This window comes from Providencia sp. PROV255 (assembly GCF_028478065.1).
GTDB classification, from domain to species: Bacteria; Pseudomonadota; Gammaproteobacteria; order Enterobacterales; family Enterobacteriaceae; genus Providencia; species Providencia rettgeri.
Genome location: NZ_JAMPMI010000033.1, coordinates 1 through 13,619 on the forward strand (window position 1 = coordinate 1; position 13,619 = coordinate 13,619).

16 protein-coding genes are annotated in these 13,619 nt (G+C 35.6%); 8 read left to right on the plus strand and 8 right to left on the minus strand.

The annotated features are described in order from the left end of the window. The first annotated feature begins 145 nt into the window (after positions 1-145). The 4 genes from PR725_RS21925 (at position 146) to PR725_RS21610 (ending at position 2,282) form a co-directional block, all read left to right on the plus strand. On the plus strand, positions 146-289 hold the full coding sequence (locus PR725_RS21925) for a terminase small subunit (protein ID WP_442959448.1): 144 nt from the start codon (positions 146-148) through the stop codon (positions 287-289). A 65-nt stretch (positions 290-354) separates the two neighbouring features. Further along, entirely contained in the window at positions 355-528 is a 174-nt protein-coding gene (locus PR725_RS21930; RefSeq protein ID WP_004909922.1) for a hypothetical protein, read from the plus strand. 727 nt (positions 529-1,255) lie between these two features. Further along, on the plus strand, positions 1,256-1,522 hold the full coding sequence (locus PR725_RS21605) for a helix-turn-helix domain-containing protein (RefSeq protein WP_004909925.1): 267 nt from the start codon (positions 1,256-1,258) through the stop codon (positions 1,520-1,522). Between the two features lie 199 nt (positions 1,523-1,721). Beyond that, positions 1,722-2,282, plus strand: coding sequence for a DedA family protein (locus PR725_RS21610; protein WP_004909929.1), 561 nt, complete (start codon positions 1,722-1,724; stop codon positions 2,280-2,282). 85 nt (positions 2,283-2,367) lie between these two features. On the opposite strand, the gene uraH is transcribed toward PR725_RS21610, so the two are convergent. Next, complete coding sequence (gene uraH / locus PR725_RS21615) at positions 2,368-2,778, minus strand: hydroxyisourate hydrolase (RefSeq protein ID WP_109911174.1); 411 nt, start codon at positions 2,776-2,778, stop codon at positions 2,368-2,370. Between the two features lie 1,162 nt (positions 2,779-3,940). Here uraH and cspE point away from each other — a divergent pair. Further along, positions 3,941-4,153 (plus strand): transcription antiterminator/RNA stability regulator CspE, encoded by a 213-nt coding sequence (cspE, locus tag PR725_RS21620; protein WP_004909940.1) that lies wholly within the window; start codon positions 3,941-3,943, stop codon positions 4,151-4,153. Positions 4,154-4,245: 92 nt separating this feature from the next. On the opposite strand, the gene aes is transcribed toward cspE, so the two are convergent. The 3 genes from aes to PR725_RS21635 form a co-directional block, all read right to left on the minus strand. After that, entirely contained in the window at positions 4,246-5,211 is a 966-nt protein-coding gene (gene aes, locus PR725_RS21625; RefSeq protein ID WP_210850296.1) for an acetyl esterase, read from the minus strand. 218 nt (positions 5,212-5,429) lie between these two features. Continuing rightward, positions 5,430-5,561, minus strand: a complete 132-nt coding sequence (locus tag PR725_RS21630) for an entericidin A/B family lipoprotein (RefSeq protein WP_004909948.1) — start codon at positions 5,559-5,561, stop codon at positions 5,430-5,432. Positions 5,562-6,112: 551 nt separating this feature from the next. Continuing rightward, complete coding sequence (locus tag PR725_RS21635) at positions 6,113-6,580, minus strand: DUF1097 domain-containing protein (protein ID WP_004909951.1); 468 nt, start codon at positions 6,578-6,580, stop codon at positions 6,113-6,115. Between the two features lie 464 nt (positions 6,581-7,044). Between PR725_RS21635 and PR725_RS21640 the strand changes: the two genes are divergently transcribed. After that, positions 7,045-7,545: a hypothetical protein gene (locus PR725_RS21640; protein WP_042851567.1), complete on the plus strand. Its 501-nt coding sequence runs from the start codon at positions 7,045-7,047 to the stop codon at positions 7,543-7,545. A 134-nt stretch (positions 7,546-7,679) separates the two neighbouring features. Here the strand turns inward: PR725_RS21640 and PR725_RS21645 are convergent, their stop codons facing one another. Further along, positions 7,680-8,594: a YadA C-terminal domain-containing protein gene (locus PR725_RS21645; RefSeq protein WP_238789238.1), complete on the minus strand. Its 915-nt coding sequence runs from the start codon at positions 8,592-8,594 to the stop codon at positions 7,680-7,682. Between the two features lie 706 nt (positions 8,595-9,300). Here PR725_RS21645 and def point away from each other — a divergent pair. Beyond that, on the plus strand, positions 9,301-9,810 hold the full coding sequence (gene def / locus PR725_RS21650) for a peptide deformylase (protein WP_272570402.1): 510 nt from the start codon (positions 9,301-9,303) through the stop codon (positions 9,808-9,810). A gap of 52 nt (positions 9,811-9,862) precedes the next feature. Here def and fliT read toward each other — a convergent pair whose 3' ends face one another. The 3 genes from fliT to fliD are packed head-to-tail and all read right to left on the minus strand — an operon-like array spanning position 9,863 to position 12,095. Continuing rightward, the gene (gene fliT, locus PR725_RS21655; RefSeq protein WP_109911176.1) at positions 9,863-10,252 is read right to left on the minus strand and encodes a flagellar protein FliT; all 390 of its coding nucleotides are present in this window, start codon (positions 10,250-10,252) and stop codon (positions 9,863-9,865) included. Next, the gene (fliS, locus tag PR725_RS21660; RefSeq protein WP_004909969.1) at positions 10,242-10,640 is read right to left on the minus strand and encodes a flagellar export chaperone FliS; all 399 of its coding nucleotides are present in this window, start codon (positions 10,638-10,640) and stop codon (positions 10,242-10,244) included. The genes fliT and fliS overlap by 11 nt, the downstream gene beginning before the upstream one ends. A gap of 18 nt (positions 10,641-10,658) precedes the next feature. Next, positions 10,659-12,095: a flagellar filament capping protein FliD gene (gene fliD, locus PR725_RS21665; RefSeq protein WP_196723441.1), complete on the minus strand. Its 1,437-nt coding sequence runs from the start codon at positions 12,093-12,095 to the stop codon at positions 10,659-10,661. Between the two features lie 381 nt (positions 12,096-12,476). Between fliD and PR725_RS21670 the strand changes: the two genes are divergently transcribed. Next, entirely contained in the window at positions 12,477-13,598 is a 1,122-nt protein-coding gene (locus PR725_RS21670) for a FliC/FljB family flagellin (RefSeq protein WP_196723442.1), read from the plus strand. The last annotated feature ends 21 nt before the right edge of the window (positions 13,599-13,619 follow it).

The window sequence follows — 13,619 nt, forward strand, 5'->3', positions numbered from 1 at the left end:
GTAGAACCTATTCTTTATTAAAAATGAGAAGTTTAACAAGTGAAATATATGACCCGCCAAGTGCGGGTTTCTTATTTGACATTATTACCTATATCCTCTTAAGCAAAGTTATAGGCATAATATGGCGCTTACCAGCAAATAAGAAATTTTTTGTTGCGAGTACCTCAGCGATTTAAACACTACACAGGCGGCTATTCATGCAGGATACAGCGATAAAACTGCAAACGTAAAATCAAGCCGACTGTTAATAAATGTTAGCATTCAAAATAGAATTAAAGACTTAAATTAAATAGGAATGAACGTGTCGAAATAAATGCTGATTATGTTTTTAACCGCTTTGTCGAAATTGACCAAATGGATGTATCAGATATTGTCAATGATGGTGGGAAGCTAAAACCAATAAGCAGTTGGCCTAAATCATGGCGGACAACATTATCAGGTTTTGATATCTCTACGACAATCCGTGACTACGATGAGAGCACCAAAGAAACTATTCTCATGAAAATCAAATGGCCTGATAAAGATTAAAAATCATGAGCTCTTAGGTAAGAATGTCAAAATTCAGGCATTTAAAGAGCAAATTGAACGGAAAAGCTGAGAGACTCGCTAAGCTAGAAGCAGAGCAATTAGCGGACGAAGTGGAAATGGATTTGGAGATTTAGGTTAACTTTTGGGTAGTGTTTTGATTATAACAGAGTGTTGTATGGTTTGTTTTTGATAAGTAGTGCTTTTTGCTGAATTAATGGGGTGAATCCTAATGCTATTTGTGTGAATCAAAGTGTAGTTTTGAAACTCAAATTAATAACTCGAGTTATTATCATATGTGTTACAATAAAATAATATTATGTATTTTGGCTGCTTTCACTTTTTCATCGCAAGCTAATTCATTATGGACTTATGAAGGTAGTGGCGCACCTGAAAACTGGGGAAAATTGAGTGATGAATTTAAAGTTTGTGAAAGTGGATTTAATCAATCATCGTAAGGAAAAAACTCATGTGTCAGCTTGAGTGGTTGGTATATTTAGAACATTATCTAATTATGTGAGTTTTCCAATTTTGGTATTCAATTACTTACTAAATAAACAGGCTAAAGAGTATGCAAAAGGTAGAGTCAGAAATTTAGTAATGAAATTTTTAATACTTACAGCATACGATATAAATTAAATGTTTCCATATATTATTAATTAGTCCATAAAACAGGTCACTACCTTCAAGGCTTTTTATGTAAATACTAATTAATAATAGGAGATATTTAATGGATAACCAAAATTCGATTTCTAATCATATTGCTTGCAGTCTTCGTCAATTAAGGATAAAAGCTAGGTTATCAGTATTCGAGCTATCTAGAATGGCGGGAATAGAGAGTGAGCAGCAACTATATCGTTATGAATATGAAATTGATAAGATAGGAATAGCGGAGACAGTAGCTATATTAAAGGTATTGAATGTTGATATTGAAAGTTTTTTTAGTAATTTGGATGAGTATAAAACTATAATTGCATGTAGCGGAGATATAAACTAAGTTTATTTCGATGAAACTTGCTTTCGCTTGAGTTATATAGCAAAAACCAACTGTAAACGGTTGGTTTTTACTATATAGGGAGGAGCGATAAAGTGATTACTATACTAGTATATAGTGTATTTATTTAATTCTCGCAATTGAATTAATTACATGATATTTATAGCTATTGTTAAACGTCATAATAAAGGTCAATCATAATATGTCGGAGGCTCTATCTCACTGGATAATTGAATATGGATACTTAGCTGTGTTTCTGGGTTCCATGATTGAGGGAGAAACAGTAGCTTTTTTATCGGGCATAGCAGCACATAATCAATTACTTTCTTACCCTCAAGTAGTTATAGCAGCCTCTTTAGGTGGGATTGTTAGTGATAATGTATTGTTTTTTATAGGCCGTTATTTTGGAGCACAAATTTTACCCAAACTACATAGTCAAAAAGATAAAATAGTATATGCGCAAGAATATATTCAAAAAAATGAGAATTGGGTTGTTATAGGTATTCGCTTTGCTTATGGGTTAAGGACAATAGGACCTATTATTATCGGTGCTAGTGATGTAAGTCCATTTAAATTTTTTATATTAAATATTATCGGTGGCGCAATTTGGGGAGCTTTGATAGTTTCTGCAGGATATTTTATTAGTAAACTAGTTCTTTCACTACCAACTCATTTTTCAATAAGTATGCTAATAGCTGTAGGTATATTTTTGTTATTGCTAATTTTTTGGAGAAAACATCTATTGCAAAAAATGCGGAAATAATACGAGATAGTTACTTGTAATTATATTATGCGAATGCAGTATCAATACCTGATTAATACTGCATTGGTTTATAAGCTGAAAAGAGTTAATTCCCTCTATATGTTGAATAACCATATTGGCTTAAAAGCAAGGGGATATGGTAATGTTCATCTAAATTATCTATTTGAAATTCAACGGGGATTTCAGGGAAAAAACTGTGTTTACCTTGTTGCTTAAAATACTCACCAGTTTTAAAAATCACTCTATAGTCTCCTATAGAAGGCTTCTCAGGGCTGTCAGGTAAGATAGATTTAATTCTGCCATCATTACTTGTTTTTTCTGTGTTTATGAGTACCCAATTGTTTCCCTGTTTTTTCTCTAATGTAACCTCAACATTAGGGGCTGGCTTCCCTGTTTGCTGATTAAGAATATGAACACTTAAAATATTATTTGACGCTATTGAAGTTGCTGGAGTTAAAATAAAAGGAATGAATACTAAAAGTAGTTTTTTTTTCATTTAGATATCCTCTATTGATATATTGAGGATACTTTATCAATGGAGGCTAATGGTTAGCCTTACAGTTTGATTACATTTTTTTAATCTAAACTTCATTACATTAGTTAATGGTAGATAGATTAAAAATAGTAAGTTTATCGATTTCGACTGGAGTCTTTGTATGAAGACTGAAAGCACTGTGTCAACATTAATAGGAAAGAAAATTAAAATATTAAGGCGCAATGCTGGATATACCGCAAGTGAGTTTGCAAGATTGAGCAGCTGTAAAAGTGATCAATAATTGTATCGCGATGTACGAGGTGTTAATAAAATTGATACCATATGTTGGTATCAGTACTAAGGATCCTTAATATAAATATAAGTAGTTTTTTTGAGCAGATAGCTGATGAGATAATTAAAGAATTCGATGATTATAATGTAAATATATAGACATCTAGTATGGCGAGGCCGCTATAAATGGCTGCTTTTTATATTATGGAATAAATCAGTCAGTTGATTGATACTTTTTTATAGTCGTTTCTATTACCTATTATTCATTTAAATAGGATTAAGCCGCCAATCCTTAATGTTTTCAACATTCACATAGGATATTTAAGGTTGTTATCGATATTTAATTTTGCTAGGTTTTTCTATTGTCAATAATTACCCAAGTAGATCATTATGAAATTAATCTCTTCGCTTTTTTGCCTCTTTTTAGTGACAGGTTGTACATTTACACCTTCTTTTGAGCCCAATAAGTCAACCTGGCCTAAGCCACATAAAGACGCCCGTTCATCTGAACAAAAAAGAGCTGATAGAGAGGCTGTACATGAGCAACAGCGAGCTGTGATGAGAGGTGAAAGACCGGATTACGGCGTTTTTGATAGATACTAAACCCGAGGACGTAAGAACTTTTGGGTTAAGATTAAGATAAACAGCAAACTATTTGTTTATAAAATCGACGCGAAAATAAAATTTGCCATTTGGTTCTAAGTGTGGCTTAATATGCCCACTGGTTTGGAAGTACAGGCCTATTTATGTTAGTCAGTTTTAAGATGTTCACCATTAAGCGCTATCTCAGATACCACTTCATTGCGAATTCCTTCTAATTAATTCCCATAAGTACCACAAGAACAAACCGCAACATGCCTTATGGCAATTTTAAAAAATTAAAGGAAATTCTATGTCTAATACAATGACTGGTACAGTAAAATGGTTTAACGATGATAAAGGTTTTGGTTTTATCACTCCTGCAGACGGCAGCAAAGATGTATTTGTTCACTTTTCTGCAATTCAAAGTGATAACTTCAAATCATTAGCAGAAGGCCAACAAGTTTCATTCAGCATCGAAAATGGTGCTAAAGGCCCAGCAGCAGCTAACGTTATCGCTAAATAACGATAACGAATCGCTAAGCATTCAAAAACCTCGCTAAATGCGAGGTTTTTTCGTTTTATAGCCTGCTATTTTCAATAAATACAGAGTTAATATTATAAAAGTTGTTTGATAAAATAATTAGCACCATCACGAATCGCCTCGTCTGATATTTGCATCATGCGTGAATAATGTAAGAAGGCGTGCAAAGTTCCTGGGTACATTTTATATTCACAAGGTATATCATTGGCATCTAGCGTTCGGAATAAAGCCAAACTATCATCTAATAGTGGGTCAAACTCAGCACTGGCAATATAACAAGGTGGAATACCGTAGGTTAAATCATTATTGAATAAGCAATAATATGGCGCCTCTCTATCGCCAGCTTCACCAAGATAGGCATTATCATAATCTTCTAAATCTTGTTTTTGTAACCCATCCCATTCTCCACCATATAGCCGTCGGCTTATTGAATCCTGCAAACCATACAGCCCATACCACAATAAAACAGCTTTTATATTGGTACATTCTATCACGTTATCACGTAACCAAAGTACAGAAGCAAGAGATAACATCGCGCCAGCTGAGTCACCGGCAAAGCCAGTTTGTTGCATATTGATATTATATTGTTCAGCATTTTGCTGATAGTACTGATAAACCATGGATATTTCCTCAATTGCTTGAGGGTAGCGTGCTTCAGGGGATAACGAATAATCAACTCCAATAACTGTACAGCCCGAATATAGTGCCAGTAAGTGCATAATACGTTCGTGGGTCTGTAAATTACCTAAAATAAACCCACCGCCATGGAGATAAAACAAGGTGGCTGATGGGGATTCAATCGGCTGAAATATACGCGTCAAAATATTGCCATATTTAGTTGGAACTTGAATATCGTGAATGGAGTGCATCGTTGGCGCTTCTGAATTCCAATATTTTCTATCTTCAATATACGCTTGTCGCATACCATTATAAGTGGCGTCAAGAGGTGCTGGAGATGGATTTTCTGCATAAAATCGCATTACAGATTGCATCTCAGGTGAAATAAGGTCTAACACATTAATTTTATTTTTTTTGTTCATTATGCTCTCCTAGCTAGATGTTTCCATTGTAAAAGGGGGGCATAATTAAGTTGTGATCCTGCTAACCAATATTAAAAGGTTCTGTATTTTTAAATTATAAGGCTTGAGAATTTATAGGTATTTTAATTTATATCTCAAACGGTGAGATCATCACCGTTTGAAATATATGAGAGTTTTAGGTGGGAAAGTTAATATTTAACGATGATGTCAGTTAACAATTATTTAGCAGCTCTTTGTATGGCTTCTCCACCGGCTTCTATGTCTTCACCAACACCCTGAGTGGTGTTGCATGCGCTTAAAGAGAATACGACAGCTAATGAACAGGCCAAAAAACAAATTTTTTTAATCATATCTTCTTCCTTTGGTTAAACTCACTTACGGGTTATAAGATATTTCACGTATAAGTATAGCAGAAGGATAAATGAGTGTTTTTTGAGCTGACGTATGTTGCGATTTGATAATATAAAAATTATCAGTTTATTATGCTTTGATTTTTCATTTTAATGAAGCATAAGGCTATAAGTTAATAAATAAAAAGAGAATTATAGCAATAAATGATAAATAGTTTTAACTATTTTAGAGAAAAGAAAGATACAGAAAAATCCGAATTCCACTATATCCTTATGTTAGTAAACATGAATGCGACTGGTATTAGACCAGTTACATAAACTTTATTAATCTAAATGGATATTCCATGATGGAATTTTATCATTTTGTTAACAAATTCATCGTTATTATATTTGTGAGCTTATGTAATAATACTTAGTCGATTTTTTAATTAATCACAAGTTAAATCAAAATGTTATATATTGTCGTAAGAGAATTTTAATGTAATATCGAATCTGTTTGAAATTCCCTTGGTTTCATTGATTTATTTAAACCGCCATATAGGCGGTTTTTTTTAGTTTTTACCCAGTGAGAACTTTTCAAATAACCAAAGCCCACTTTTTTTCATTGCGAAACCAAATAGCACACCAATTAATAGTGATTGAATAGTGACCAACCAAACACCTTCTGCCGCAAAAATAGTACAGGTGCCGACAAACGTGCCGGGTATATAAGAAAGCCACTGTTTTTTAGCTTGTATACACATCAAAAAGGCAACAATACCAGTAACGAAGTACCCTACAAAGTGAGGTAACTGCTTCAGGTAGTCACCGCTGTGCAGGATCACTAAGCCCCAAACCACACCACTACAGACGGTTAATGCGGTAATACCCAGACCTTTTATCCCATCTTTAGGATAAGCAAAATAGGCTGTACAGCCTAAAAAGCCTGCCCAGCCGATTAGCCCTAAACTATCAGCAACCCAAGCCCATATACCAGAAAGAATGGCGGTTGTTAAAGAAAGACAAAATAGTAATTTCACAATATGCACTTTACGTTATGGTTGTTTGTTAATAATACGGACGATGAATGCTATAGCCTATCGCTTGGTTACTAAGCCCATTAGCTGCAAAGCCAATTTATTCTAGAGTTAAGCTTTAACGATTCAGCTATCTTTTATTCGAACACCATCTAGGGAGTTTTAGGTATGGCTAGAGGGGTAACTGACTAATAATAGGATAGTTATTTGTAATTGCAGTGACTCTGGGGCCGTGTAAAGAAAAGCATTGTATAGAGCTAAGGTAAATCTGGCAATGAGTATCCGATAATTTATATGTTTTAATTTTATCTTATTGATAATAAATAATTATCTGTAAATTTAACGTTAAATAAATAATGTATAATTTAAAGATTAATTTTGAGTGTGTGAATAGTTGATGGCTTTTTTACTTTAATTTAGCGGCTCCTCGCTGTAGCATGAAGAAAATTGACTTGTGAGGTAAGGGTATGAAATGGATGATAGCTGGTGCTACTGCACTGTTATTGGTAGGGTGTGATAGCACATCGACTGCACCATTTGGCTTAAACTGGGGGCAAAGCATTGATAGCATCAGTTTTATTAAGGCGGGGAAATGCCAAGCAAGTGGTAGTAAAACAGTTTGTACTTTTGGGCAGCAAAAGCCATTTAATGATTGGAGCTATGAAAACCAACTCACTTTTGATGGTGGTACGCTCATTCAAGTGGCTACCACACTTGTTGGGGTTGAGGATTATGCCTCGCCAAAACCGGATTTTTTGGACTTCCAACAGAAGCTAGAAAATGAAATGGGCTATTTGACAAAGCAAGGGTTTAGCTCACAAGTCGCTAGTGACATTCTCACTAAATGCCAATCAGAGACTAGCTGTCACAAAGTGAGTGAGTCATCTCAAACTCGTAGTGGCATGTCTAATCTTTGGGTTACCATTAACCCTACACCAATTGCCATTATCACTTACAGCCAAGATTAAGCTTAATTTAAAGCCAGTTAATGTTGATATTAATTTGCGTGGCGAATATAAATAGTACCAATATATCATTGGTACTATTGGTTAAGGCTTATAAATAATTTATAAAAATGATAAGAACAATATAGGTTGAAGAATTACCACCCGAAGGCGACACCCGCTCCAATAACCGCAGCATCTGAATTATTCCAAGATACAGAACTGCGTAGGTTGATGTTTTCTTTTAGTTGATATTGAGCACCGGCAGCGATCGCTGAGCCATTTTTGTAATTACCTGCACCAATCCCTGCGCTAAAACGAGTATTTGTTGCGTAAGGAATATTGCTCATTGCTGCGACAGACGCAATACCGGAATTCGCTTCTTGAGCACGTTTATCTATTTTCCTATCAAGCTGATGGAGCCCATGATCAACTTTATTTTCTAAGCTGGTGAATTTGAGTTCATTAGCTTTTTGCGTTTTCGACGTGTTACTTTTTAGGGTCTTAATTGACGAGGTATTTCCAATCACTTTGTTATCTAGATTTTGCATATTGGTATTTAATTGGTTGGTGATTTGGTCAGCCGCATTGACACCAGTTAGTGCTCCTTGCAAATGTAATTCGACATCTTTTAATTTTGAGTCAAGTGCATGGTGCTCTTTTTCTCTGCCTTGTTGTATTGATGTGATTTTACTATTAATTAAATCATTGTTGTTTTTTATTTCCTGAAAAATATCTTGAGAATATATTTGTTCAAAACTAACGATTTCATCATTCAATGCTTTTAAATCATTTCGTATATCTATAGTTTCTGATTTAAGTTTACTATTATTTTGTTTTAATGTGTCAATGTCGCTATTAAAACGTGAGTCCATTTGGTTAATTGTAGTGTTGATATGGTTGATTTTTCCACTGATATCACTAATTTTTTTAACATTAGTGCTGATACCTTGCGCGTTGACACTGCTTAAGGATGGTGGAGGACTTGAAAATGAAGTGTTGGCTATTACATTGCAAGACACACCGCTAAGTAATAGAGCTGACAAAAGACGGGATGATATTTTCTTTTTCATTTGTTAATTTCCGTATTATTTAAAATTATTATCTAAAAGAAGAATGAAAGATAAATTTATTTTCCTTTATTCGTTTATAATAAAGATATTTATTTGGTGGGTAAAATCGATTTTTAAAATGATATTTATTCGGGATATCCGTGTTTGAGTGAAATAAATACAGTGATATATATTTTTTATATTAACTAGATACTTTTATTTGATGGAATTATAGTTGATAGTGCTTATTTTGAAAATTTAATTTAAATTGATAGTAACTTTAATGTGGCCTAAATATATTCTCAATATTAATAAAAACTAAAAGCGAAAAAATAGCCACAAGCGAATAGATGCCATCAGTGGGTAAAAGCAAAAACAGTAAAGAGCCTACAAAGGGTCACCATTTTTCCTGTTTTAGATGTTTTTTTCCAAATAACGTGTTATTTTTCTGTAAAATTTTATGTGGCTTATGTTCCATGAAGGGGCAGTCTAAACAGACAGGCGTTAATTTATTGATGTTTAAAATAAATTTTGTTTTCTGATTAACAATGCCATTTTTTGCATGTTGTTGGTGAAATAGAAAGACGATAATATTTTATCTGCTCTTCATACTTCACAGGCAGAGTTGTGGCGGCAGTTAGCGGCTATTGTATGCGTCACTGTTGCTTAAAATAGTTTGAATGATTGATATTTGAATGAAAGTAATCGAATTTATAGGGTTTAAATTATGGCAGTAAGAGAAATTATTGAAATTCCAGATGAACGACTGCGTATTAAATGCAGCCCAGTGACGGATTTCGCTGCGGTACAAACCTTGATCGACGATCTGTTAGATACCATGTACAGCACCGATAACGGTATTGGTCTCGCTGCCACGCAAATTGCGGAAACTAAATCCATTATGGTGATTGATATTTCAGAAAACCGTGATGAGCCGATGGTATTTGTTAACCCTGAAATCGTCGAAAGTGAAGGGGAAACCAGTTATCAAGAAGGGTGCTTGTCTGTACCTGAAATCTACGCCGATGTAGACCGCTTCCTGCGCGTTAAAGTGAAAGCGTTCGATAGGCACGGTAAAGCGTTTGAAGTAGACAGCGACGAGTTCTTAGCGATTGTCATGCAACATGAAATCGACCATTTACACGGTAAAGTGTTCCTCGATCACTTATCGCCGCTAAAACGCAATATTCTGTTGAAAAAGTTGAAAAAGCAGCAACGTTTAAAACAGCAGCAATAGGCTGAGAGTTAAATATAAAAGGCGTGTCAGGTCTGTCGGCCTGACACTCAAATTATTCCATTGGGCGAACGACTAACGGGGTATCCGGCTCATCAAATTGGCCATAGCTGTTATTTAATACCCGTTTTTGGTCTAATTGCTTAATTTCTTTGCTTAAAAAGTTTAAATGCTGTTGTAAATATTCTTTAGTAATGCGTTCATTTTCAATAATTTTATGCAATAACTGAATAAACTCTTCAGTGATTGGCTGCTGTTCTTCGAACGCTTGCGTTAACTTGGTGAGGTTTTCCACCGCAAGGACATATTCTGTCTCTCGGGAGACCAATGTCTCCCATTCCCCGGATTGCGCTAAGGCAACTAAATTTTCACTTAATACTAAGACATTACGGTATATTTCATGTAAATCGATAGGATTTTTATTGTCCACCTGATTATCTTTCATCCACATTTGCACCGATTTGTTGCCACGCAGAGGCGATATCGGAGAGTAACTGGTAAACTTCTTGGACATAAGCCACGTTGTTTTCGAGGTTGGCGCGAAGTAACTGCATTGTCATGTACTCATACAAACTTGCTAAATTTTCTGCAAGTTCGCCGCCAGCCTCATAATTTAACGACTGCTTTAACCCAGTGTCAATGATGTCAATAGCTTTTGAGATTTCTTTACCTTTTTCCGCCACCTTACCTTGCTGCATAAAAATCTCCCCGCGTTTCAGGGCACTAAGGGCCCCTTTAAACAGGATTTGGATCAGTTGGTATGGGGTCGCGTTGGTGATTTCACTCTCTAAATCAACCTGTTGGTAAGCTTGCTGTGCGTGTCGTTGATACATGTTTTTAACCTAAAAGTGTTAGCCTAATAATCGGCCTAAAGAATTCGTTGTGCTATTGAGTGAACTCATCATTTTATCGAGGTTTTGGAATTGACGACGGTACATGTCCATGGTGTTTTCGATTTGTTTATTGGTCTGCTCAATACGTTTATCTAAACTTTTCTTTTTCTTCTGAACGCCATCGGTGGCGTTGTGTAATGAGCCATCTTTTGTATCTAAAGTACCTTTTAAAAAATTAAAATTTTCAGTCCCAAATCCAGTTTCTTTACCGTCACCAGCAAAAAATACTTTAACACTCGATGGGTTTTCTTTGAGGGTTTTATCCAGCAATTTGTTATCAATTTCTAATGTGCCATCTACTTTCTGTTTTACCCCCATTTTATTGAATGTATCGATTTCACCACTATTTTGTGGAGCACGGACTTGAGTACGCATCGTACTTTGAATAACTCGTAACGTGGAATCTCCAATGAGCGGGCCGTTGGTTTTATTAGGAGTTGTTCCACTTTCATTTGGTGTGTATTTTGTCAGTTCTTTCGCTAACGTTTGGAATTCATTATAGGCATCTACCCATGCTTTAATTTTATCTTTAGCGGGCTCGATATCTTCAGAAACCATTAAATGGTCAGCTTTATTGTCTTCGCTTTCTTTTTTTAGTGTCAGTGTTAAACCAGGGAACAAATCTTTGGCTTCATTGGTTTGCGACTCAAGTTCGAATCCATCAATAGTTAACTGTGCATTTTGAGGGGCAACCTTTTGCTCCATACCGCTAGTTTTCTCATCTTTGATGATAATTTTTCCGTCTTTATCAACATCAGATTCCACATTTAGTATTTTAGCCAGTTCATCGTCACCTTCCACATTAATGCTAATGCGGTTGTCAGTACCTTCTTTTTTTGAGGTTACGACAAGGTGGTATTGATTATCTCGGTCTTTAATAACAGATGCGGTAACACCTTTATCTGTTTTATTAATTGCATCGGCGAGCTCGATTAAAGACGTACTTTGGTCATCAAGTTTAATAACAATCTTATCTTTTTCTTCTTTTTGTGAAGGCTGAGTGATCGTGATGGTACGTTCTTTAGCATTACTGCCTAAGAGTTGCTTGTTGTCAGAATGGCCTTTAGTGGCGATAGTTTGTGCTTTAGCAAGTTGCGTCACTAACACATCGTGCACACCGGCGACTGCTTTACCATCGGTTTTTACGTCAAAGGCTTTATATTCACCAGTGACTTTGGTGGTACTGATATCGCCGTATTTTTTTAAGTCCTCAGCGGCTTTTTTCAGTTTTTCTAATGATGATTGCATTTTGCCATAGGCGCTAATTTGCGCGTCATAGCTGGCTTTCTGTGTGGTTAATGGGTCAAGGCGGCGACGCTCCATTGCCTCAATTTGGTCCATTTGCACATTTAAATCTAAGTTTGCCCCGATACCGAGAGTGGATATTCCTGCCATATTTTCTCCTACGCTATGTCTGTGACATAAAACCTGTAATAAAATCTATTTAGAGTCTTATCGGCAAAACGGAGCAAAATTTTAGACTATTCTGAAAAAGAGTGATGGCGGGAGCTGATAAGAGAAAAGTAGTTAATTATCGCTATTGAAATTAAATAATAAGAAAGTTAATAAAGATAAATGAGTGTGTTAAAAACGAAAGTGTTAAAAAATAATGGCATTAAAAGCGGGCGGTAAAGCCATTTCTAACCTTATAGATAAAAATTTTCATCAAAAAGCCTAAAGGGGACTTTTTTGTAGCCGATAACCTAGTTGCTGACGAAATTCATCAAGTTAAGCATTTTGGCTTAACGCATTAATTTGAATAATAAGGATCACATCATGGCACAAGTTATCAACACTAACATTCTGTCTCTGACAACTCAGAACAACTTAAACCGTTCACAAGGCGTATTAGGTTCTGCAATTGAGCGTTTATCTTCTGGCTCACGTATCAACAGCGCTAAAGACGATGCGGCAGGCCAAGCGATTGCTAACCGTTTTACTTCAAACGTTAAAGGTTTAACTCAGGCAGCTCGTAACGCTAACGATGGTATCTCTATCGCACAAACCACTGAAGGTGCATTGAACGAAATCAATGATAACTTACAACGTATTCGTGAGTTAACGGTTCAAGCGAAAAATGGCTCTAACTCCAACTCAGACATTACTTCAATTCAAAATGAAGTAACTGAACGTTTAGCCGAAATCAATCGTATTTCAGAACAAACGCAGTTTAACGGCGTTAAAGTTCTGAGTGGCGAAAAAAATGAAATGAGTATCCAAGTGGGTACTAACGATAATGAAGTAATTAAATTTAGTTTGGATAAAATTGACAATGATACTTTAGGGGTATCAAGTGATAAGTTATTTGATAAAGTTCCTGCGGGTACTGTTACTGGCAAAACTGAAGCTGGTAGTGCGGTAAATGAGGCTAAATTAGGTATCTCAGGGGCGACAACGTATAAAACAGGTCTGGATGTTAAAGAATATGTAGTAGATGGCAAAGCAGTTGCAGATAAATATATTGCAACTGAAGGTGGTAAGTCTTACTTAGTTAGTGCATCGGATTTTGAAGCTGATTCAACAACTACAACTCAAATTAATTTAAAAACCTCTGCAGCAGTTGCAGGAAATGAATTTACACCTGATGCAGGTAAGGCTTCTACGGCTGATGCATTAAACGTAAAAGGAGATGCATTAGCAACTTTAGACGACGCAATCAACAAAGTTGATGAAAGCCGTTCTAAATTAGGTGCGATCCAAAACCGTTTCCAATCTACCATCAACAACCTGAACAACTCTGTTAACAACTTAAGCGCAGCACGTAGCCGTATTCAAGATGCTGACTTCGCAACAGAAGTTTCTAACATGAGCCGTGGTCAAATTCTGCAACAAGCAGGTACTGCTGTGTTGGCACAAGCTAACCAAGTTCCACAAGGTGTTCTGAGCCTGTTACGTTAATTCGTAATTGGTGAGTTATAA